General features: G+C 52.3%; 16 protein-coding genes. 8 read left to right on the forward strand and 8 right to left on the reverse strand.

Translation table 11 applies throughout. The annotated features are described in order from the left end of the window. The first annotated feature begins 234 nt into the window (after positions 1 to 234). The 3 genes from EI42_RS26540 (at position 235) to EI42_RS26550 (ending at position 5,345) form a co-directional block, all read left to right on the forward strand. Complete coding sequence (locus EI42_RS26540; RefSeq protein ID WP_111325664.1) at positions 235 to 1,533, forward strand: ABC transporter substrate-binding protein; 1,299 nt, start codon at positions 235 to 237, stop codon at positions 1,531 to 1,533. An 18-nt stretch (positions 1,534 to 1,551) separates the two neighbouring features. Further along, complete coding sequence (locus EI42_RS26545) at positions 1,552 to 2,916, forward strand: nucleotide disphospho-sugar-binding domain-containing protein (protein WP_111325665.1); 1,365 nt, start codon at positions 1,552 to 1,554, stop codon at positions 2,914 to 2,916. 167 nt (positions 2,917 to 3,083) lie between these two features. Further along, a complete protein-coding gene (locus EI42_RS26550) occupies positions 3,084 to 5,345 on the forward strand; it encodes a sensor histidine kinase (RefSeq protein WP_170142929.1) in 2,262 nt (753 codons plus the stop codon). Positions 5,346 to 5,666: 321 nt separating this feature from the next. On the opposite strand, the gene EI42_RS26555 is transcribed toward EI42_RS26550, so the two are convergent. Continuing rightward, positions 5,667 to 6,560: a cyclase family protein gene (locus EI42_RS26555; protein ID WP_111325667.1), complete on the reverse strand. Its 894-nt coding sequence runs from the start codon at positions 6,558 to 6,560 to the stop codon at positions 5,667 to 5,669. A gap of 2,385 nt (positions 6,561 to 8,945) precedes the next feature. On the opposite strand from EI42_RS26555, the gene EI42_RS33490 reads away from it, so the two are divergent. After that, positions 8,946 to 9,116 carry a hypothetical protein gene (locus EI42_RS33490; RefSeq protein ID WP_211326353.1) on the forward strand — a complete coding sequence of 57 codons (171 nt, stop codon included), beginning with the start codon at positions 8,946 to 8,948 and terminating at the stop codon, positions 9,114 to 9,116. Next, positions 9,116 to 9,241, forward strand: coding sequence for a hypothetical protein (locus EI42_RS34510; RefSeq protein WP_282957336.1), 126 nt, complete (start codon positions 9,116 to 9,118; stop codon positions 9,239 to 9,241). The genes EI42_RS33490 and EI42_RS34510 overlap by 1 nt, the downstream gene beginning before the upstream one ends. Before the next feature lie 365 nt (positions 9,242 to 9,606). Here EI42_RS34510 and EI42_RS26565 read toward each other — a convergent pair whose 3' ends face one another. The 4 genes from EI42_RS26565 to EI42_RS26585 form a co-directional block, all read right to left on the reverse strand. Continuing rightward, on the reverse strand, positions 9,607 to 11,559 hold the full coding sequence (locus tag EI42_RS26565; RefSeq protein ID WP_111325669.1) for a hypothetical protein: 1,953 nt from the start codon (positions 11,557 to 11,559) through the stop codon (positions 9,607 to 9,609). 1,038 nt (positions 11,560 to 12,597) lie between these two features. Then, positions 12,598 to 13,914, reverse strand: a complete 1,317-nt coding sequence (locus tag EI42_RS26575; protein WP_111325671.1) for a hypothetical protein — start codon at positions 13,912 to 13,914, stop codon at positions 12,598 to 12,600. A 169-nt stretch (positions 13,915 to 14,083) separates the two neighbouring features. Continuing rightward, a complete protein-coding gene (locus EI42_RS26580) occupies positions 14,084 to 14,953 on the reverse strand; it encodes a helix-turn-helix transcriptional regulator (protein WP_170142930.1) in 870 nt (289 codons plus the stop codon). Positions 14,954 to 15,062: 109 nt separating this feature from the next. Next, positions 15,063 to 15,491, reverse strand: a complete 429-nt coding sequence (locus EI42_RS26585; protein ID WP_111325673.1) for a response regulator — start codon at positions 15,489 to 15,491, stop codon at positions 15,063 to 15,065. A 418-nt stretch (positions 15,492 to 15,909) separates the two neighbouring features. Here EI42_RS26585 and EI42_RS26590 point away from each other — a divergent pair, with 418 nt between their 5' ends. Further along, the gene (locus tag EI42_RS26590; RefSeq protein WP_111325674.1) at positions 15,910 to 16,959 is read left to right on the forward strand and encodes an LLM class flavin-dependent oxidoreductase; all 1,050 of its coding nucleotides are present in this window, start codon (positions 15,910 to 15,912) and stop codon (positions 16,957 to 16,959) included. Positions 16,960 to 17,084: 125 nt separating this feature from the next. On the opposite strand, the gene EI42_RS26595 is transcribed toward EI42_RS26590, so the two are convergent. Further along, positions 17,085 to 17,810 carry an SDR family oxidoreductase gene (locus tag EI42_RS26595; RefSeq protein WP_111325675.1) on the reverse strand — a complete coding sequence of 242 codons (726 nt, stop codon included), beginning with the start codon at positions 17,808 to 17,810 and terminating at the stop codon, positions 17,085 to 17,087. A 160-nt stretch (positions 17,811 to 17,970) separates the two neighbouring features. Continuing rightward, positions 17,971 to 18,795 carry an alpha/beta fold hydrolase gene (locus tag EI42_RS26600; RefSeq protein WP_111325676.1) on the reverse strand — a complete coding sequence of 275 codons (825 nt, stop codon included), beginning with the start codon at positions 18,793 to 18,795 and terminating at the stop codon, positions 17,971 to 17,973. 431 nt (positions 18,796 to 19,226) lie between these two features. Here EI42_RS26600 and EI42_RS26605 point away from each other — a divergent pair, with 431 nt between their 5' ends. Both EI42_RS26605 and EI42_RS26610 read left to right on the forward strand, forming a co-directional pair. Beyond that, positions 19,227 to 20,351, forward strand: a complete 1,125-nt coding sequence (locus EI42_RS26605) for a DUF262 domain-containing protein (protein WP_111325677.1) — start codon at positions 19,227 to 19,229, stop codon at positions 20,349 to 20,351. A 356-nt stretch (positions 20,352 to 20,707) separates the two neighbouring features. Continuing rightward, a complete protein-coding gene (locus EI42_RS26610; RefSeq protein ID WP_111325678.1) occupies positions 20,708 to 21,619 on the forward strand; it encodes a peptidoglycan-binding domain-containing protein in 912 nt (303 codons plus the stop codon). Between the two features lie 103 nt (positions 21,620 to 21,722). Here EI42_RS26610 and EI42_RS26615 read toward each other — a convergent pair whose 3' ends face one another. Beyond that, complete coding sequence (locus EI42_RS26615) at positions 21,723 to 22,844, reverse strand: hypothetical protein (protein ID WP_211326354.1); 1,122 nt, start codon at positions 22,842 to 22,844, stop codon at positions 21,723 to 21,725. Positions 22,845 to 22,870 lie beyond the last annotated feature (26 nt).

Here is a 22,870-nt window from a genome sequence, read left to right on the forward strand (position 1 = left end):
TTCACCCCTTTTCGATACAACAAATATAGTAATATCATATGAAATAGAAATCTGCAATTTTATGCTCATAGTATCTATCGTATTTGTTTATTAGCAAAAGCACCATTTCAGGAGAAACAGAGCCATTTGGCAGCAGACCGTACCCTGAAAAAGGGCGAGCATCCTCTGTATTCGAGCAAGAGAAATGGTATACTGAAATAGAAGAGAAGCAGTAGAGAAAAAGAAAGGTGGCCGATGACAGGACATATTTCAAGAAGAGAAGCGCTTCAGGCGGGACTTCTTACGCTTGTCCTGCTTGGCGGTTGCGGCGAGCCACAGGCCAGCGGGAAAGGGGCTCCACTTCAACTGACCTACTGGGGCGGGATCGAGCGCATGCGCCGCACCAATCAGGCGATCACGCTGTTCACCCGGCAATATCCCACAATCGGCATTAGCGCTCAAGCGATGGCCTGGCAGGGTTATTGGGATAAGCTGGCAACGCGCATCGCAGGCGGCAGCGTTCCCGACCTTATCCAGATGGATACACGCTATCTTGCTCTATACATCCAAAAAGGTATTCTCCTCGATATATCGAACTATACATCGAATCTACTCTCTCTTACCGACTTTGATCAGCGGCTGCTGACCGGCAACTTTTTTCAGCAGCGCCTCTATGGCATCCCGCTTGGCGGCCACTTTGTCTCGCTGATCTACGACCACACGCTGCTTGAGCAGGCTGGAATCGAGCCGCCAGCCGCCGCGCTTACCTGGGATCGCTTCGCCACATATACCCGCCAGCTCACCCGGGCGCTCAAGAGCAAGGTCTTCGGCACGAACGACCCGAGCGGCTCCATCCCTATCTTTGAGATGTTCATCCGACAGCGCGGCAAAGAGATGTTTACAGAAACGGGCTCGCTGAATCTCGAAGCGCAAGACCTGATTGATTGGTGGAGCTACTGGGAAGAGCTCCGGCGCTCAGGTGGCTGTATCTCAGCAGATGCACAACTGGCCTTCTCGCGTGCCTATGATCCTGGCCAATCCGCGCTGATTGCCGGACAGGTCGCCATCGATTTCGTCAGCACCAACTTCCTGGAGTCGCTGCAAAAGCTAACGAAGCACACGCTTGCTCTGGCCATTCCCCCGCTCGGGCAGCATCCCGGCCTGTATTTTAAAGCGACAATGCTGCTCAGCGGCGCGGCCAGAACAGCGCATCCAGAGGATGTGGTACGCTTTCTCAATTTTGTGATCCACGACACGGAAACAGCCAGGGTGCTCGGGATGGACCGCGGGCTTCCGGGCACGCAGCAGGCACGAGACGCGCTCTTCCCGACCATGAACATGGTGCAACGCAAGGCGCTGGACTATATCCGACAGGTTGCCAATCCACCCCATTCAACGCCGAAAAGCCTGCTCGATCCCCCGGCAGCGGGCGAGATTGAGCAAATACTGCAACGCATGGCCGACGGGGTCAAGCTCCATATGCAATCCATCCCGGAAGCAGCGGACCGCTTCCTGCGCGAGTCGGAAAAGGCCATCAAAGATAAGGCCAGCTAAAGCCTCAGGAGGAAACTTGTGGCAACGATCCTCTTCTTTATTGATGAGTTCACCGGGCACATTCACGCCACCTACAAGCTGGCCCATGATCTCTGCCAGCGCGGGCACACCGTCATCTACCTGGGCACACCAAAAACCGGACAACAGGTGCGAAAGCAGGGTTTCGCGTTTGAAGAGGCCCCCTTTCTCCATAGCCTGATGCGGATCAGCAAGCTTCCCCGGCCAAACCGTGCGGGCCGGCTTCCGTTCAGGCAGCAGCTCCCGGAAGCATACAGGCAGTACCGCATGTTACGCGAGGAGAGCGCCCGTATCCTGCACGATCTGCACAGTATTCGCTCCATCACCGATGCACTGGTATCACGCCTGAAACCCGACTTGCTGATATTCGATCCATTCTACCTGATAGATGCCATCGCCTTCTATCCCTACCACATCCCGACCACGGTGCTCAGCACCAAGCCGCTGCTCGACCGCGATCCCGCCGTGCCACCCTACACCTCATCCCTTATTCCCCATCGCTCGGCCTTCTCCCCGTTCCTGCTTCAGCTTGTCTGGCTTCACTGTCACACCAAATTCCTGCTCTATCGGCTTCAAATGTGGCTTCGTACGATTCTGATCGGCACATCACCCTATGACCTCGCTCGCCGCCTTGCCCATGCGACCGGCTTCCCCTTACGGCAGGAGCTGGCTCTACGCGGCGTCTCGCTCGATTTCTCTCTGAAGAGCATTCCTGAACTCGTGCTGAACAGCGAGGCCTTTGACTTCCCCCGCAAGCGAGCGCTCAGGCAAAACGTCTTCTATCTGGGCCCATGCGTCCATCTCGAACGGGAAGAACCGGCCTTCCCCTGGGACTCGCTGCCCCCCGGCAACAAGCTGATTTACTGCTCTATCGGCACGCTGCCCCCGTGGCGAGGCGGCCTGGAAGCCGACTTTCTGCGCCGCGTGCTCGATGCATTTCGCCTTCGCAAGAGCTACACGCTTGTGCTATCCAGCACTATCGAGCTTCCCGGGCCACTTCCCGAGAATGTGTTCATTGCTCCGTTTGTGCCTCAATTACAGCTCTTGCGGAGGGCCGATCTGATGATCAGTCATGGCGGCGCCAACTCGGTGAAGGAATGCATTCTGCTTGGCGTTCCGATGCTCATCTATCCCCGACAGGCGGATCAGCCCGGGAACGCCGCCCGCGTGGTCTATCATGGCCTGGGGCTGCGCGGCAATATTCGGAAAGAGAGCAGTGAAGAGATTGCACAGAAGGTCGATCTTCTTCTAGAGAACAGCAGCTATCGTACAAACCTGGAGCGGATGCGTCAGCGCTTCCTTCAGGAACAGGCCTCACTCCGAGGCGTGGAGATTGTCGAAGCGTTCCTCAAAGAAGCAGACTGAACGGAAAGCCGTGCTCTCGCCGCTCTACAAATACTCTACAAAATCAGGCGAGAAAGAAGCTTTGCGCAATAGCTCATCTATAAATAAGAGAATGTATACTTGACACTCAAGAAATCTGTATGAGAGAATCAAGCATGCTGTTGTCCCCTTTGAATAAGGTATGGTCTATGGTAGAGCAAAGCGGGTTCTTTTCACTTTTCACGACTGAGCAAAGCGGGCAGGCAAAAGCCGAGGCTGCTCTTTTTGAGACCCTTCAGGACGCCGTGCTTGTCTGTGACGCGCAGTACCGCCTTTCTTTTTGGAGCAAACAGGCAGAAGCGCTCTATGGCTGGACGGCTGAAGAGGCGCTTGGGCAGGATGTGCGGGAGCTCCTTCACCGCCAACTGATCCACGCGGACAAAGACGAGGAACAGTGTCTCTTTCGCGATCACAGCACCTGGGAAGCGGAACTCTTCCACCGTACAAAAAGTGGTGAGCACATCATTGTGGCCTGTCGCTCCTCGCTCATCTCGGGAAATGAGCATCTCTTTTTGCTGGAAGCGCATCACGATATTACCTCACAGCGGCAACGAGAGCAGGTGCTTGAGGAATACTATCGGCGTGTCCGCAAGGCGATTGATATCGGTGTCTGGCGGTGGGAGTTTCGCAGAGACGAACAGGGCCATCTACACCGCGATGGCGTTGTCAATAGCAGAATGGCGCATCTACTTCATGTACCTGCACATACGCATCTCAGCGAAGAACAGTTTTTTGCCTTTATTCACCCTGATGATCGGCCCGCTGTCGAACAGGCAATCGAGCATACGCTGAGGACAGGCGAAGACTACCAGGCAACCTATCGTCTGCTCGACGAGACTCAGGGAGAACGCTGGATCGCCTCCCGAGGCAGCCTCGTTACTGACCAGCAGGGAACACCACTCTATGCCGTCGGCATCGCCCTTGACATTACCACGCAAAAACAGATGGAGGCTGCTTTACAGCAGGCGAACAGGCACGTCACCTCTATTTTAGAGCATGTAGCAGATGGCTGTATCCATATCGATAACGAATGGCGCTGCACGTATGCAAGCAAGCGTGCAGAGGAGATTACCGGGCTCTTGAGGCAGAATTTCCTGCATAAAAGTATCTGGGAGACGCTCCCTGAGCTGCGTCACACTGAGGTGGAACAGTATCTGAGACTGGCCCAGGAAACGCGCCAGCCGGTCAATTACGAGATGTTTTTCGAGCGTACACAGCAATGGTTTGAAGTTTATGTGTTGCCAGAAGATAACTATCTTGCGCTGTATTACCGTGACATCACTGAACTCAAGAACATAGAGTCGCTCTACAGGGAGCGCGACGAGATGCTACGCCGTCTCTCGGATGCAAACCTTATCTGTATCGCTTCCAGCACAGAGGCAGATGACATTCTTGACGCAAATGATGCGTTTCTCTCATTAATTGGTGCGACGCGCGAAGAGCTACAAGCGGGCAAGCTCAATTTCCGCGCGCTGACCCCCATTGAGTATCGATCGCTGGACCGGGAAAAGCATGCACTCTGTCGGGCGACCGGTGTCTGTCCGCCATACGAAAAAGAATACTATCATAAACGAGGTCATCGGGTTCCGATCCTGGTTGCAGCCGCTTATATGGATCGTTCACAGCATTATATTGCTCTGATAATGGATATTACCAAACAGAAAGAGCTTGAGAAGCAGCGAGAAGTGTTTCTTGGTATTATCGGTCATGAGCTTCGCACGCCGCTGACAGCCATCGCGGGAAGCCTGCAACTGGCTCGCCGTCGTCTCCAACGCTTTGGTACGCAGCAGCCAGTCACAGACAATATTGCAGCTATTCTGCACAGTACAGATCATCTACTCGATCAGTCCTTGAGGCAGACCCGGGTTCAGAATCGTTTGATTGAAGATTTGCTTGATGCTTCTCGACTTGCCATCGATAAACTGGAATTGATGCTTGCACCAGTCAATCTGGATGAGCTGGTAGGCAGCACAGTAGAAGACCTGCGCTCCACTGCTGCAGATCGTCCGCTTGAACTCCGACTGCTCGGGAAGCCGCTACCAGTATATATAGATGCGGCCCGTATTGCTCAGGTACTCAGCAATTATATTACGAACGCGCTGAAATATTCGCCGCCAGAGGAGCCTGTGACTATAGAGATTACCGCCACAGACAATGAGGCGCGTGTCTGGGTACATGACCACGGCCCCGGCCTCTCCGAAGAAGCCAGGCAGAAGATCTGGAGCCGCTTCCAGCGCTCGACGGATCTGAAAACACAGGGCAGACTGGGCGGAGACCTGGGTCTGGGTCTCTACATCTGTCAGTCGCTTATCCAGCGTCATCATGGCATGGTTGGTGTGGAAAGCGAGGAAGGCAAAGGGGCCTCTTTCTGGTTCTCGCTCCCGCTGACATCCGTCCCGGAGAAGCTGTAGAGCCATCGAAAGAGCCACAACACGAAGCGAGGTGCTCCTGTAGGCCCCTTTTCTGTATATTCCTGGCTGACAATCGACATCCCGGGATATGGTGCGGTGAGTTTTGGCGGTGCAGTAGAAGGGGGTATATCCTGCAAAACAACGCCATTGTGATCGCAGAAACGCGAGGGAAGGATTGGCCCCGCGTAGGAAGCGATAGCAACACGCACTCCCAGATCCTCAAAAATCCCCCGTGTTCTCAAAAGAGAACTATTAACCAGTTGCCGAACAGAGTATACCAGTAGCGCTGTCAGGACTCAAGGATCTCTATAATGCCTGCTTCTACTCAGGGTAGAGCATTGCCAGCGCCCTGACCGGGAATGTTCCAACTCCCTTGAACTTAGGTGGAATCGCGCTGAAAGTAAATCCCTCATCCGGTAGCTGATCCAGATGACACATATGCTCAACAATCAGGATTTCGGCCCTGAGCAAGGTAGAATGAACAGGCCGCTCACCGCCGCTGGTATCATCAATATTCACAGAATCGATACCAACCAGCAAGGCCCCGGCTTCCACAAGATAGGTCGCGGCATCCGCCGTGAGGTACGGATGATTTTCAAAGTACTGTTCCGTGTTCCAGTAAGTATCCCAACCAGTATGCACGAGCACGGCACGCCCGCTCACATCTTTATCCCGGAAATAGTCTACACCGATCGCCAGGGACTTGCGATAGTCAGCACGAATGACGATGCCTTCCAGGTCTGCCAACCGCTCCAGAGCGACTTCAGAGAGGTCTTTCCCATGCTCATAACGATGAAAGGGGCAATCAATGTAGGTTCCGGTATTCGCCACCATTTCAATCTTTCCAATCTGGAATTCGGTGCCGGGAGCGTAGTGTGCCCGCGATTCCTCACGACTCATGTAATCGCAAATAATGGGTGCAGGCAGTCCTTTATACGTCACGGTGCCATGTTCGATGGTATGGCTGAGATCGATCAGCTTTCTCCCTCTGGCTGAAACCGCCTGAGAAGCACTGTTCCGTTCAGCTTCAAAAACAAGCTTATTGCGAATATGCACCTGTTCAACCATCAACAAATGCTTATTCTGGACCAGGCGACGAGCAAGCTCTTCATCGCTGATACGGTCCTCGCTGATATTCAGGCGAAAGCCCTGGCCCTGTATTTTTCTGCCGTCGGTAAACTCTAGCTCAAAATCAAACTGCACTACTCGCTTCATACGCCCCTCCTTTCAAGAAAAACGTCTGTTAGAACAAAGAGGGCAGCGCTTCATTTCACCACCTCGACGTTTTTCGGCATCGATTCACTGCTATCGCATCAAGTATAGAAGAGCGACAGAAAAACTGCACACTGTTCCTTATTATTAAGAAAGTTTTATACTATAAATACTCGAAAAGTGTTGGGTTGTCAACTATTCGGCCATCAACTCGGTTCTATCAGAATATTGCGTCAAAATGGTAGACCCGAAATCAGGGGCCAGTATATCCGAAAGCGGAGGGCAGAAAAAAGGTAGACCCTATCGCTTAAGGCAGCATGCCGGGCTGCGTGTAGAGCTCTTTCACGCGAGCAAGCAGGTAGAACCATGAAGGTAGATCCGAACTGCATTTCTCTCTGCTTCATCCCGGCTAACCGGGAAATGCTTTCTACGGCCTCTATTTGGCTTTTTTGGCGTTTCAAGGATTCAAGGGATAGGGCAAGGGAAGAAAGGCCGTTTTTTTGGCCATTTTGAAGGGGTTTCCAGAGGGAGCTTTTGGCGATTTAGAGAAAGATCTTCCCAAAGAGGAAAAAATCTGCTTCGTTTGGAAGCTTGCTAAACGCCTTCAGTGAGTTTCACTATATCCTCTTCAGTAACTTTTAGGGAAACGTTTATTAGTGATAATTACTGAATTCACTGAAGGCGTTGCGCGGGTCTGCCGGTTCGCTGCGGAATGGTAGACCCAACGGGCCAGGGGTTCGGTCTTTTCCTTGTGGCTCCCTTAGATTCCCTGGCCTGGCTGCCTGGACAAGTGAGCTCTACAGGCGGATGTAGCCCTCTCCTTTAAAGGTCAACAGAGAGGAACAATCCTCGTTTGCATGATCGCTAATCCCTCAAAGGCTGCTTTCTGCCTGTAGAGGTTCCTGAGCAAACGACAAAGCGGCTAAAGCAGCTTCTTATCGGCCTTGAGGTCCTGCTCGATATTACAGCGGATGATCGCTCCAAAAGGTAGACCTCACCGAGAGCAGACGTACAGGGAGCGGGATAAGGGTCTACCAATGAATTTCCGCTTGTCTCTCGCTCACGAAAACGCTGAGATCAGGTCTACTATCTTGCAGAGGGGTGCTCTATAGCCAGGTTCTCCCTCGATTTCGGCTCCAGTTCGGGTCTACTATCTTCCTCTGAAAATGGCTGGAAGCAAGGAAGCGCTATCTTCACTTCTCGCTTGCTTTCAGTCAGATTGCAGGCCCATATGCACAAATAGATCCCCATAAGCCTGGATGTCTGGCCAGCAGGCGACATCCCATTTTCATATTGGTAGACTCAAAGCCTGCGCGAGCCAGAGCAGCCAGTTTGGATGTCTCTCATATTGGTAGACCGAAACCTCACACGTTTCCATGACTGCTTGCTTAGAAGGAAAGGCTCTTTATATAGAGTCGTATCTGCTGGCAGGCGATATCCCTCCGGGAGCCGAATCATTGGGTGCGAGTAAGAGGCCCGTGTCTACTGGTAGATCTCTATCTCTCTGAGCCAGGGAAGCCCGACGAAAAGGCCACACATGACAGGAGATCTCTATCTCTGATACACCAGAGAAACCTATCCAGAAGGCGAAGAGCCTATACAAGTCTGCTATATGTGCTGCTCTACTGATGGACCAATGCCATAAATATGGAATGAATACTTCTGTGCATCAGAATAGCAGAATAAGTCTCCATATCTTATTAATATATCTCAAATATAAAAACAATAATAATATGAGATATTTATTATTGATACCTGAAAGTAGCACTTATATTATGAATCTCCTTAAAAACAGAGGCGAATCAGGGTCTACGAAAAATGGTAGACCCATACGGGCTACCCTCCTGTAGCAACAGAGATCGCTTACTCCTACGAGGAGTAAGGGTATACGAACTGGATCGGAGAAAGTATACCCATTCTCTGACGGCTTCCATAAGACGCGTTAAGGGTATGCTATCTCGATAATATGGCATACCCTTCTCAACTATCCCTGCTCGCCTGCCTGAGTAAGAGTATACGAATGTGTTCGGTATTGTGATACCTTAACACTCACACATTCCCTCCTATCCAGAAAGGGTATGCTAATTGATGAGAAATAGCATACCTGTTCTCTGTTGCCTCGCCGGCCTCACTTGAAGAGTATACTATTCTTCATCTAGAAGGCAGACCCATCCTCATAGCCCTGCTCTATCTTATCTCTCTGGCGTAAGGAGAGGTATACGAAATGGAGAGAGAATAGTATACCCTTCAGGCGAGAAGATATCCCTTTCTATAAGCTGGACGTGGCTCAAGCAGCATGAGAGGCGGCTTCAGCATCGGGTCTACCATCTTCGCAGGCAGATGATAGTTCAATGGAGCGAGAACAGATACTCTATCGAGCCTCCGCTCATGGGAGATTGGAAGGAAGGTGTGAAGCAGCGTGGGAAGCGGGTTGAGCATCGGGTCTACCATCTTCATAAGCAGATGAAGCAGCATGGGAAGCGGCTTCAGTATCAAGTCTACTACTTTCTCAGATGGATATGGAGAAACAGTGAGAGCCGTGTTGTGACTATTATCTGATGGAGTCAGAAAGCACAATCTATCGGTGTGGTGTGAAAGGGGATCTGCCTGGCTGGTCGGTTGCAGGGCTCTTTCCCTTCGATAGTTCTCGCTATCGCCGAGCCCTTGTGCAGGCTCATGTTTAACGCATTCTACGAGGCCTGACATATCAAGCAGATCCAGAAGTGGCAGCTCGATCGAGAGCCAATTCAGCGACGAGCGATGCGATCAGAAGGCATACTGCAAGATCTGGATCGTGTGTTAGCCGGGCAAGGCTGGCGCAGAAACGCGTTCTCCAGGCAGTATAAGGGAAGGAATATTTACACCCCAGAAAGCGCAGGACTACAGCCCCAAAATCGGGCGTTTTGAGCCGTTAACGCTCGCAAGAGACCTGCTCACCCCTGAGAGCAGGAACATCACGATATGGTCTGAATGGCTGGTCGGGTGATGCCTGAAATCCGGCCTGGAACCATACTCGACCCCTCACGAGGCGCTGGAAGGTGCATACCTCCTACCCCTCGCGTCCTTCTTCAGCCTCTTCTTCCTCGGCGATAGCTTGTTCCCACTCTCGCTGCCTGATAAAGGTTGCGACGTCCTCAGCAGAACGGAGTATCCAGGATTGGCGCATATCTTCCAGATTCAGTACCTCGAGGATGTGGCGGCGGTCCATAGGCGCGATGAGGAGCCGAACCTTGTAGTGCTGATTGCTCAGTTGCTGTCTGAGTGCACCGATCCAGTCGAATACCTCGCGGGGGATCCTTTGCATCAGTTCCGCTTTTTCCTCAAGCGTGTAGGCATATTGCTGAACCCAGTCCACATAGGTTTGGAGTTCATGGCATATGCTCTCCGAGAGCTCTTCGGATTTTTCCCCGGTGACAAAGGCCTCCAGAGCGTTCAGACGAAGCTGCTCATACTCTTCGGCTGGCAGAATATCACCCTCGACATCGACAAAGAGATGACCATAGAGCAGGAGTCCCTGGGCCCCGTTCTGATGCCAGAAGTTGCGCAGGTAGGAGTGATCTATCACCACTTCTTCGGGCATCGGGCGCTTGCGGACTGTCATTCCCTGCGAATCCTGCCACTGTCCGACCTGCTTGAGAATGTCATCCAGCAGCATATATTCATGGATTAATGCCGGCCCTGTTTCGCGCTCAAGCAGCCAGTCAGCCCATGCCTCGATTTCTCGGAGAGCCCCGACTTTTTCATGATAGCGCTTGTACTGGCGCGTTACCCATCCTCCGCCGAGCGGTTCCCGCTGATGCCCTGAGTCTGGGAAGTGACTGCGGATCAGGCAATCTACAATAGCGAGGTGTAGCGCCTGCGCGTCCTCCTGAAGCAGCTTCCGATAGTGTCCGATCTTCGATTCGTCATTATTGAAGTAGAGCGAAAGGGCCTTGCTCAACGTGACCTCTTCTTCCGGTGTGAGCGTGATGGTGAGTTCCTCAATCTCGGGTATGCTGAAAGGGAAATCCTCCTGCCATTGGGACGGCGTTTTCGTCTCGGTAGCCTGCTCAGTTGTCGGAGCGATGGCAGCTACAGTATCCGCTTGCTCGATTGTTTGCATGGAAGCCGCTACAGTGTCAGCTTGCTTGATTGTCGGAGCGATGGCAGCTACAGCGTCCGCTTGCTCGGTTGTCGGCACGGCAGCAGCTACAGTATCAGTCGGCCTGACAGGCGCAGGGAGTGCGGCTTGCTTTGCTGTGCACGGCTCGGCTATGGTCGTCTCAACAATTGGTGGCTGATCCGATTGTGTCTTTGCCTCGGAAGCAGCATCTTCTGTTCGCCCCACTGGTTCACCGGCTAGCTTCTTGACAACACGTGCGGTATGATCGGTCAGAATGTTCGCGATTGCCTGCGCGAGCTTCTGAGCAGACTCCGGAGCTTCGCGCTTGAGCAGTTGGACCACTTTCTTCATGCTCCGTCGAATCTCGGCCTGATCGCTGCTGAGCTGCCCGGGCTCAAACACGCTTTCAGCGTTCGTCATGCGCTTGAGAGCGCCACTCTTTTTCAGCTTCGGGCGGCTGTTCTCAAGTACCTCGACGTTGATATGTTCTGGTGGCCTGTACGCGCCAAGCGGAAAGTACAGCGTAGTGCCTTCCCCTCTCTTCTGAGAGGTGGGGCGATATAGCACACCTGCCAGAGACAAAAGCGAGAAATATTTACAGGTGGTGTCGTAGCACCATTTCCAGTCGTATTTTCCACTGTAACACAGCGCTCTGATGCTCGGAACGCGGATAACCGCAACATCCTCCAACTCGTCAGAAAACAAGCTCATCTGCTTAATCGTGGCCAGATGGAGCAGATGCGCCAGAAATTGTAGCCCATTTACCGCTCGCTTATCCGATGCCGAAAAAATGTAAAGGACCACCTGCAATACCGATTCATGCACGCGCTCTATATTCGGACTATAATTCAGTAACTCTGTATATTCCTGACTCTCCTGCAACCCAAGGAACCCTTCCATGTTTTCCCTCCTGCTTTTCATAGACCGATATTTATTGACTTTGGAGAGCGCAGCCTGTATACTGATTACAGACTGTTTTGTGTTACACAGATTGTGTATACAGACTGTGTATACAGGGTTTGTATACAGACTGCGTGTGTGTTGTATACAGACTGCGCTGCCCGCCCATCTTCGGCGGGCACTTTTTTTTACCAGTTCGCCGTGTCACAACTACACTGTACAGCCTCTGAAGCTCGATTTCAATCGAATTATTTCGATGTATATGGGAGGCGATCACCCCTTTTTGCTCCTCTGTGGTAGAAATGGCCCGGGAAGCCGGCTCATCCGAGATTTCCTCAGCGAAGGGTGCTATTTTCTCAGCAAAAAAAAGCCATTTTCCTCAACGAGGGGTGTAAATTCCTCAGCGAAGGGTGCTAACTGCATCAGAAAAGGGGCTTATTTCCTCAACGAGGGGTGTAAATTCCTCAGCGAAGGGTGCTAATCCGGAGACCCAAGAGTACTATTCGGGTCATGTCACTTTTTCTATTTCCTCAACGAGGGGGATTAATTCCTCAGTGAAGGGCGCTAATCCGGAGACCCAAGAGTACTATTCGGGTCATGTCACTTTTTCTATTTCCTCAACGAGGGGGATTAATTCCTCAGCGAGGGGGATTAAGCCAGGGATGTAAGAATCAGAAATTCCTCAGCGAGGGGGATTAATTCCTCAGCGAAGGGGATTAAGTCAGGGAAGTGAGAATCAGAAATCCCTCAACGAGGGGGATTAATTCCTCAGCGAAGGGGATTAAGTCAGGGATGTAAGAATCAGAAATTCCTCAGCGAGGGGGATTAATTCCTCAGCGAAGGGTGCTAACCGGGGCCATTTTCCTCAGCGAGGGGGATTAATTCCTCAGCGAAGGGGATTAATATCATCAAAAGATGCAGGAAATTCTTCAGCGAGGGGTGCTAACTCTTCATGTGGCTGGTGAAAAAGTGGGTCTCGCAGCGCTCGATACCTGCCCTTCTGCTCTCTCAAGGCAGGCAAGCAGAGAGGGAAGCAGCTTACTTACCCTCTCGCTTTGGCGCTTTTTCGTCGACAACGATCAGCCCTGACTGATTCTCTAGAATCTCTTTCTGTTTCGCCAGGAACTGGGGACCGGGATGAAAGACCAGGCGAGTACAAAACTCAGGGTTTTCGCGCCGCAGCTCCTCCCGTGAGGCATCAACGTTCAGCAGGCGTTGCAGCGCTTTACGACGCCTGGTCTTCTGCTCTGTCTTCGTGTAACCCTGAAGAGCCGAGAGCTGACCCTGAAGCTGCTCCTGACGCGCGGGAGCCAGATCGCCAACCTTAGCTGTACCAAGCAAGATATTAACAGCAAGAATGAGATCGACATCTGGGTGCGGTTCACAGATCAGGAAGCCATCACGCTCCAACTGCATAATCGCGAAGATGACCTGCTGTGCGTCGCGCATCCTGTTTTTATTGCTCGAAAGCAGCTTGTCATGCGAAAGCAGGCCACTATGCAGGCACAGAGTGGTGAAATAGAGAGAATAGGAGCCCTGCGCGAGCCGATTTCCCAGGAAGAATGTCAGCATCAGCTCATGATGCGATTTTGCGCCATGATAGCCGATGACGCGTGGTGTTGGCAACGGATACAGGCTCGGTTTCGGCCCACATAATGCATCGTAAAACTCCACCCCGAGGTGATAACGTAGCCGCACAGTCCCAAACTCATCAGCGGTCGCGCTTTCTAGAATGAGCAGCGGTGAAATGCGGGTTTGTGCGGAGGTGCGCCCGATCACAAAGGTCCGTGCCAGATAGAGGGCAGTATTCAGCAGGTGGGCCTGCTCGTCGTCATCATCGGCGTGACGGCCCTTCCCGATACGCTGAAGCACCTGCTTGGCTGTTACTTCAACATTCTGGGTTTGATCCTGCCCCTGCGTTAGCGACAGATAGACATCGATCAGCCCGACAAGCTCCTTCAACCCTTCCGGGCCAAGCTCACTCGCAACATAATGCTGTAAGGAAATGTTCTCGCCGACCGTATTTCCCTCAATGCGCAATTTGCCGGTCGGTGTGAGCAGGTCGAAGCCTTCCCCTTCGTTCCAGAGTGTTGGCTGCTTGGTAACGCTCGGGCCAAAACTGGTTGTGATCATCAGGAATGGCTCGGTTCCTGGAAGTGGCGTTGTATGTTTGGAGGTGACGCTTGGGAATGGAGGAACCCGGCGTGCTCTTTTGGCAGGTGTAACAGGAACTGCTTTCAAATGTCTCAGCGTCTCCTGCACGGTAGAAAGAGTTCCAGGAGAAATAGGTGTAACATTCCGAATATCACCTTTATGGTTAATAAGAGCCAGATACATTGAATTTTCGTCATCCATTTCGTCCTGGGAAGAAATGGGCTCTTCATTCTCCTTCATAATACACCCCCACTAAATAACGATAAGGCACATTCTACAAAAACGCTCTCTTCTTTTATGCTACCGAATTTCCGCTTCATTGTAAAGTTTTTGAGCCGCTTAAAAGGGTGGAGCGTAGGGAAGGGAGCGCTTAGCCAGAAATGAGCAGAGCTTCCTCTTGAGCGCTTGTATGCAGGAGCTGGCGTAACCTGTGTGCCGTTTCGGGATCGGCTGCAAGGTACATATGACAGCGAATTTCGGGCTGTTCCACAAGCTGAAACTTCGCATATTCAAGCGTCAGGGTGCCTGCCCGAGGATGAGAGAGCTGTTTTGTGTTGTCACAACTTGAGCGAACGTTGTGCTGTGCCCAGTAATGTTGAAAACGGGGACTCTCCTGCTGAAGCCGCGCTATAAAATTGTGGATCTCGGGCGTATCCTGCGCGGACATGATACGCTTCCGAAACGTTTCTACAACTTCTCTCGCATATGTATCCTGTTCCTCGAACAAGGTGATACGCTTGCTTGCTGGAGAAGTGAGAAAGAGCAGCTTGAGAATATTTCGTTCTTCGGGGGGAAGCAACTCAAAATCGCCGAAGACCAGCCGTGCCGCGCGATTCCAGCCAACCACATCATAGACAGGATTGGTCAGCATTGCGGGGATATCTCCGAGGCTATCCAGCACTCGTTGATAGGTGGATAGGGAAGATTGCCTGTATCCCGGCTCCTGGGGCTGATCTGCAAGCGTGAAAAGATACTCACGCTCATCCTCGGTAAGCCGAAGGACGTCTGCCAGGCTGCTCAGGACCACTGGAGAGGCGTGAATGTCACGTCCCTGCTCGAGGTAGGTGTACCAGCTTGTACTGACCCCTGCTGCAACAGCCACTTCCTCGCGTCTCAATCCGGGCGTTCGCTTGCGGGGCGCTCTCGGAAGGCCAAGCTGCTCAGCCGACAGGCGTGCGCGACGAGTGCGGAGAAACTGACCCAGTTCTTTTCGGCGTTGTATGTTCTTGCTTTGCTGCATACTTTGCATCCTTTTTCGTACTCTGCTAGCGACCATAGCTCAATTGTACTCTATCAAGCAATCAATTTTTGAAGAGAAGCTGTGTTCTCTGAGAAGAGAAAGACGCGGCTTATTGTGTGTTCTCTGTATTATCAGGAATCGATGGAAGATGTGTCGTCGGAAGATCTGCTAACGGGTGCTCTGCTCTCTCATCGAGCACTTTTTGAACTTGCGCGACAAGCTCGCGTACAATCAGCGGCTTTGTCACAATTCCGACTCCACCTGCCATACGGGCCTTGAAGCGCTCAACCAGGCCTCCACGGCGAGCGAGGAAGAGCAGCGGTAGATTCGCGAACTCAGGGTGGGCCCTGAGAAGGTGGGCAAACTCGTATCCATTCATCCCTTCAAACTCGGTGCCGATCAGGAGGAGATCCGGAGGCGTTTCATTGATACGTTTATATGCCTGAATACAGTCTGCAAATGTGACAACATCGTATCCTGCCCGGGATAAACTGATTTTAACGATTTTACGTGTTATTAGAGAGTGATCTATTACCATAACCAACCGCACATACTACCTCATTTCCTGTGTAAAGTTTGTTATTCACTTCTATTATTGTAGCATAAAGCAACATGTCTTCAGGAGTCATAGCATGACAGTACTATTTTTTTCATCTTCATTACTCTACTATTATTTCTTCTATGATGTTAACGCGAAAGATTATTTTTAAAGCTTGAGAAGATGAGGAATCTGATAGGTGAAATCGTTCTATAGGCAAGGGATGTGTTACAGCAAAAGACGTATCTGCTCCCCTCTGTAGCTGTTGTAACAGAAAAAGATATCATGAATACTTTATTATTTTATACTCTCTTTCTTTTCTATTGCCTGGTACTCAGACTACCAGTAACAGAGAACTCTGTTTCTTCTACTTATTTGCTGCTATGGTGTGAGCAAAAGATGAAAGAGGTAGAGAACCGTGTCAGATTCTCCTCAATTTGGATTAGTGCTTTCCAATCGAAATATCGTGACTGGCAATTCAACCGTCAGCGAGCTGATACAACTTGCTCAGAAGGCTGAAGCGGCTGGATGGGGATCTATCTGGGTTGGAGATTCGATCTTTGCCAAGCCCCGCCTGGATGCTCTGATGCTTTTGAGTGCGCTGGCTGTCTCAACACAGCGTGTGAAGCTCGGTCCGGCCAGCTTTACCAGTACGCCGCTACGAAACCCATTGCAGCTTGCATATCAATGGTTCAGTCTGGATGTGCTCTCGGGAGGACGCACCATTTTCAACGCCAGTCAGGGAGCGGGTGGCGCTGGCGGTGGCGCGTTTGCCGAAGAGTTCGCGACATTCCAGATTGACCCGGCCACACGTATGCGCCGAATGGAAGAGGCAATTGACATTATGCGCCTGACCGCCTCCCAGGAGCGGGCCAGCTATGAGGGCGAGTATACCTCGTTTCAAGATGTCACTGTGTTGCCTCGTCCTGTTCAGCGCTCTCTGCCCATCTGGATCTCGACGGCAACCGATCCGCGTAAGCCGAAGATGACCGCCCGAGCTTTGCAGCGGGTTGCACGGTATGCCGACGGCTGGATGACGCTGAATCGACCGCCCGAGCTTTTTGCTGACAACCTGGCAGACATTCGGCGATATGCTCGCGAGATGGGACGCGAACCGGGACCTGATTTTGTCGCCTCGCTCTACCTTGATGTCAACCTGCGTGATGATGAGCAGGTTGCATTTCGTGAGAGCAAGGAATTTCTTGACGACTATTATATGTACAACTTCTCACGGGCAGAGGTCGAGAGACGTACGATCTTTGGCCCGCCACAGGTCTGCATTGAGCGCCTGCAACGCTATGTAGACGCGGGTGTCACATGGTTTGTGCTCCGCATCATCGGGCCTGAAGAGCCACTTCAATTGCAACGTCTGACTGAGGAGGTCCTTCCAGCATTCCGCAAGGGAGCAATAGAGAACGAGATCACAGGACTTGCTCAAAGGGAAGGGGCATCTCTCCGGCGGCTCTAGAAGTAGCAGACCATAGAATATCGTCTCTATTCCTGCGTGCCTGGCAGGACGTGGGAAAGTCGCTCGTCTGGCACAGGGAAGAGAAGGCCCCGCGACAGAAGCCTTCTTCATGCGCCGCAAGCGTGCTAGACGAGCCGATGTCCTCCATCGACCGGCAAAATGGTCCCGGTGGTGAACTCGTTCTCCATCAGGAAGAGGGCTGCATGTGCAATATCTTCCGGACGGCCCACACGCCCAACCGGCAGGCGCTGCGCCATCTGTGCGAACATCGTCGGTGTATTGGCACCTGCGATCACGTCCCAGACAGGAGTATCCACCCAACCTGGCGAAAGCACATTCACCCTGACCGGAGCCAGCGCAATCGCCAGACCATAGGTGAGTGAGAAGAGCGCCCCATTCACTGCCGCTACAACCAGGCCAGTTGGCAGCGGGCGCTGTGCGGCAATCCCGGCCGTCAGCGTGATGGAGCCCTTCGAGTTGATAGAGGTGCTTCCATGTTTGGCAAGAAGTAGCGCTCCGATCAGCTTGGAATCGACGATGCGGCGCGCTTTATCGGGGTCTACCTCCTTGATGGGCTGGTAGCTCAGGTCGCCTGCCGCTGTCACAACCAGGTGATCGAAGGGGCCGACCGCCTCAAAGAGGGCTCGCACATCCTCCTCGCGTGTGATATCTGCTGTGATAGGGGTGACACGTTCCGGGGTTTCCAGCGTTTCAAGTGCCTGTTTGAGCTTCTCTTCCGTACGACCAACCATCATCACGTGCGCTCCTCGGGCTTGCGCAGCTCGTACAACGGCAAGCCCCATTCCTGAGCTGCCTCCGACAACAATGACTTTTTGACCTGTGATTTCCATATCTATGTCTCTCCTTTGCTGTACTGAGATTGATTACCCTGGTAGTATAAAAGCTAGAGCGCGCACCAGGTCAAGAGGAAAATGCCACGAAAAGTCGGCTTTTCTTTATAGAAGAGAAAAAGCAAGCGCCCATCCCTCAAACTGGATGAGCGCCAGCAAGCTATTGCCTGTGTAGTTGCTTTGCTTGCCACCAGCAACGAATGACCGACACCACATGTTCTGCCTGCATCGCCTGCATATGGTTCAGGCCTTCCAGCACCTCTACGTCCCAACCGAGCGCCTGAAGGGTTGTTCTCTCGCGGAGTACCGGTCCCGCGATGTCCACAACGACATTTCCCCAGTTCTCGTTATAGGAAATGGTGTCTGCTGATCCCACAAAACTGAGCCGTGGGCAGGTTAACCGCGCTTGAATGGCCCGATCATCAAAGCTTTGTAGCTCTTTATAGAGGGTGACAAACTGACGCGTCTGCTCTTCAGAAAGAGAGCCAGATGACCACTCATCATCAGGTGAAGGGCGAACGCCACGTGCGATATCATAACTTGCCGTTGTGACGGCCATCATCTCCTTGTATGGTCCATCCAGTGGCGGATAACCACCCAGAATGAGCGCTGAGAGCCGATCGGTACGGATCGCAAGCTGTAGTCCGGCGACCGCAAGCCACGAGTACCCGTAGTACGCGAACCGATCGGCCCCCGCTGCGTCGGCCACGGCCAGAAAATCAGCGGCGATATTGTCAGGCGTCAGTGTATCCGGTTTTGGCGTGCTCAACACATGTCCCTCATAATCGAAGACAACCAGGCGAAAGAGGTCTCGCAGGCCCCGAATGAAGGATTGTCCCAGAGCCGGATCTGTGCCATACTGGCGCATCTGTTCGGCTTGCGCTCCCTCGATGGGGGTTGGATTGAGAGGCAAGAGGAGCATTGGCCCTTCTCCATGAAGCTCAAACTCGATCAGGTTTCCATCATGCAATTGGGCTTGAGGCATGTATCCTGTTCTCCTTTATTTTAGTGATTTGGTCCTACTATACAACACCGATGCCCACCTTGAGGGTTTTCCCGGGCTTGTGACGCTCTTTCAGCTCTACCAGGGGGGGAAGTCTCTAGAAGCAAATGAGGGTTTTACCTTGAAGTTCTTGCTGGCTTTGATCGAGCTGTTTAGATCTATGCCGTGTGAGTCCTCGTTATACTGGAGAGGAGAAAAGGGAAGCAGAACAAGAGGGCACTTTGGGCTGAATTGGACGAGTGCTTCGGCTGCTGCTCGGTTCAGGGAAATACGTTATATTGCTTTTTGTGCATATTTCTATATACTTTCTCTCCTCTTTGTGTCTCTTCTTGGAGAATACGTACCTTCTTCCTTTTTATTGACAGTTGCCCTCTTACCGAGTACGATAGACAATAAACATAGAAGGAGGCTTTATGAGCCAAGATCAAATCAGACACATACCAGAAACGGTCAGTATTCGCGCTCTCCTGGCTGATCGAGACTACTATTTTAACTTCCCGGATTTTCAACGGGGAGGAGTATGGTCACGTCCGCTGAAAAACGCCCTGATCGAGACGATCTTGCGCGGGCTCTACCTTCCCGAACTGGTCGCCTTTCGCGCTGACAACCACTTGTATGTGCTGGATGGACGCCAGCGCCTGACGACCATCTATGACTTTCTGGATAATCGGCTGCTCTATCGCAATCGCGCCTTTTCGTCTCTCTCTGCGGAGGAACAAGACCGCTTTCTCTCCTATCAACTTCGTTTCGCGGTGCTTCAGAACTACACCGACGCCCTGTTGCGCAATACCTATCGCAACCTGCAAAACCAGGTGATTCTGACCTATGCCGAGAAGCTCTTTAGCTATCAAAGTAAGGCGCTTGCCGTCGCTCGACAGATCAGCGAGCATCCCTTTTTCGCTGAAGTCTATGGGGGCAAGCGAGAGCGTAAGGAGCCTGTGCAGGCGGGCATGTATCCGGTGACAATGGAGCTCTCAACGCCTCCCTACTTCACACAACTGGAATCCTATCGTCTGAATCGGCTGGCGGAGGGAAGTCTTGACGAGTTTATCGTTGACGTCGATGCGCTGGTGCAGCGGATTGAAGAGAAGCTTGAGGCCTGCTTACACCTCTTTGCCAACGTGCGCACGCGTTCAAAGGTTGCAACCGTGATGATGTATCAGCTCGTCTGTTTGCTGGAAATCCTGGATATTGACCCCTTTGCTCTGCCTGCCGGTGCGCTAACGGCCTGGTTCACCGAACGAGAACAAATGCTTGTCAACCGCACGGGAAGCGTGCTGGTGAACTTTACCAAGTATGCCTATCAGCGGGCCTTCTGGGGAAGCCACCTTCCCGAACTGATCTCGGTGCTCTCGTTGTCAGAAGAGAAGCGGATGAAGGTCATGCAACTGCAACACTGGTTCCTTGAGAATCGCCAGTGCCCACAATGTCACCAGCAGGTGGAGTATCCCCGAAGCATCTGGCATCACGGCTTTGCACGTCAGCAGTGCGTTCATACCTCCGCGACGCCTCCTCGGAAGGAACATATTCCGGCTTGAGGTTCAGAGGTTTCGCCTCTTTGCTTTGTCGCAGGTGAAGAGGCGACAACCGGACGTACTCCTTTCAGGATGAGAATATGCCGTGTACTCATCTGCTTGCTTGCTGCTCAGAGACACAGACCATTATTTCCATTCGGGCGGAGTGGTGGGCTGGTACCTTCTGGCCTTTTACGTGAGAAATTGGGAAAGATGTTTTATACTGGATGGGTGCACTACGGGTGCATGTCGTTTTCTTCTATTGAAAGAATGTAGTGAGGGAAGAGAGGTTATGAGGAATCAAATGGGTAGACCTGTCATTTCTGTATGAAATGAACGGTGAATGTGTCGTTCAAGCAATCAGACGGAAAGGAACCGGAATGAAGAAACTGCTGAAACATTGGGGTTGGGCTGGGTTTCTTTGCGTGGGGCTTCTGGCGGTCACGCTCCTGATATCGACACAGACTGATATCGCCAGGGCGGCAAGCTGGCCGACCTACGGGCAAGGAAGCAGCGGCGAAAACATACGGAGCATCCAGTATTTGTTGCGCCAGCGCGGCTATTCGCTGGATGTAGATGGGATCTACGGCGCGGCGACCGAAGCAGCAGTCAAGGACTTCCAGAGCAAGAATGGCCTGAGCGCTGATGGCATCGTCGGCCCCGACACGTGGAGCAAGCTCATTGTGACTCTCAGAAGCGGCAGTAGCGGTGCTGCGGTCACGGCCTTGCAGCGTCAACTGAATGCACATGGTGCAAGCCTGACCGTTGATGGTGCGTTCGGCGCGGCGACCGAAGCAGCAGTCAAGAGCTTCCAGAGCAAGAGCGGCCTGAGCGCTGATGGGATTGCCGGCCCCGACACGTGGAACAGGCTGATTGCCGGTGGCGGGAGCGACGGTTCGACGAAGCTGACCCACAGTGAGGCGATGTCTATGTTGCGGGCAAACGGAATCTCTGTTGTGTCTTCGGGCAATTGCAGCGACCGCAATCGCTCAAATTGTACATCTCTGGAACAGGTACGCCGCAATACGATCGAGCAGATTATAGCATTCAAGCAGAAGAGCGGCTGCGCGATTACGATTACTGGCGGCACCGAGACAGGACACGCAAGCGGCACCTATTCGCATTGGAACGGCTATAAGCTTGATATTCAGCCGACTTCCTGTGTGAGTAACTATATTACCGGCCATTTCAAGGCGGCGGGCACCCGGGGCGATGGCGCAAAGCTCTATACCGATGGCGCTGACCGCATTTATGCCCGTGAATCCAACCATTGGGATATTACATATAAGTAGTCTTGAGCAGGCTGCAATGCGGGAAGCGGCTCTATGGGCTGCTTCCTCGCCTGCCTTGATGATGCAGCTCTGCCTGCCTGACACTGAGAACATCTGATATGGCTCACTGAAACAGGTCAGGGCGATGGGTTTTGACCAGTCGGAAACCAAACTGAATCACGCTTGGTTCGCGGGTATAGCGGTCATCATTGCGCAAGTCTTGATAAAGATTGTGCAGCCGAATCAGGTGCAATGGTGAGTTCTTCACGGTTGAGAGCGTTGATTCAGCAATAGTCAGCCCTTCATCGAGATATCCTGCTTGAATGGTTGCCTCTGCTTCCTTGATCTTTGCTGTCAGAAAGCGCCGCATCCCGGGCTGTGCAGGTGGCATTGCTTTAAGGATGGTAAGCGCTGTCTTTGGCTCTTTCATCGCAAGGTGCATATGGGCAATTCCAATGATATGCCAGCTCTGGTCGATTCTATGGAAAAGCGGGTATTCGTCGTGCTGGCTCTGATACCGCTCTGTTATCAGTCGTGCCAGATCGTTTTGTTGTCTGGCTACAGAGAGATCACGATGAGAACGCGGAGAGAGGCTTAAGGCAGTTGCAAAGCGCTCCCGAATGGCACTTTCTACCAGGGGCGGGACTGCATAGTGCTCGGTAATGTGCAGCGCTTTTTCTGCATATTCCAGCGCCTGAGCCATCTGTGTTGGGTTGCTGTCAAAGCTTGCTCTGTGCATCTCGCAAAGGATGTAGGATTGCATATAGAACGCCTTTGCCAGCAATGAAGGGTAGTCACGCCTTTCTGCAAGCTGGATCGCTTTCTGTGTGGAGGCTTCTGCTGATGTGAGGTAGCCCTGCGCCCGCTGCATATTGGCAACGGCGATCAGGTATTCGCAGAGGAGCCTCATCGTCGAGTCACTTGCATCATGATAGAGTGCATAATCCTGCAAGGCATAGATGAGCGAAAGAGGCTCATCAAAAGGGACATAGGGATTTTGCCAGAAAGACAGGAGTCGCTCTTTATAGAGGTTCAGATTCACTGGGGGAAGTTTTCCCGGCGTTGGCTGGAAGATTGTTTGTAGCTCATTGAGGTTGGACAGTGATTGCAGACCCAGGTAAGCAGGCGGAATATTGAGAAGCGTATGAATAAGCCAACGTCTTTTTTCATCTACGGGAACCCTGTTAAACTGCTCAAGACGTTCCCACCAACGTTTATGCACTGGTTGCTCTCCTATTGACTGCATGCAAACTATGTCTGGTTCGCGGTGAA

It is taken from the genome of Thermosporothrix hazakensis (genome assembly GCF_003253565.1).
GTDB classification, from domain to species: Bacteria; Chloroflexota; Ktedonobacteria; order Ktedonobacterales; family Ktedonobacteraceae; genus Thermosporothrix; species Thermosporothrix hazakensis.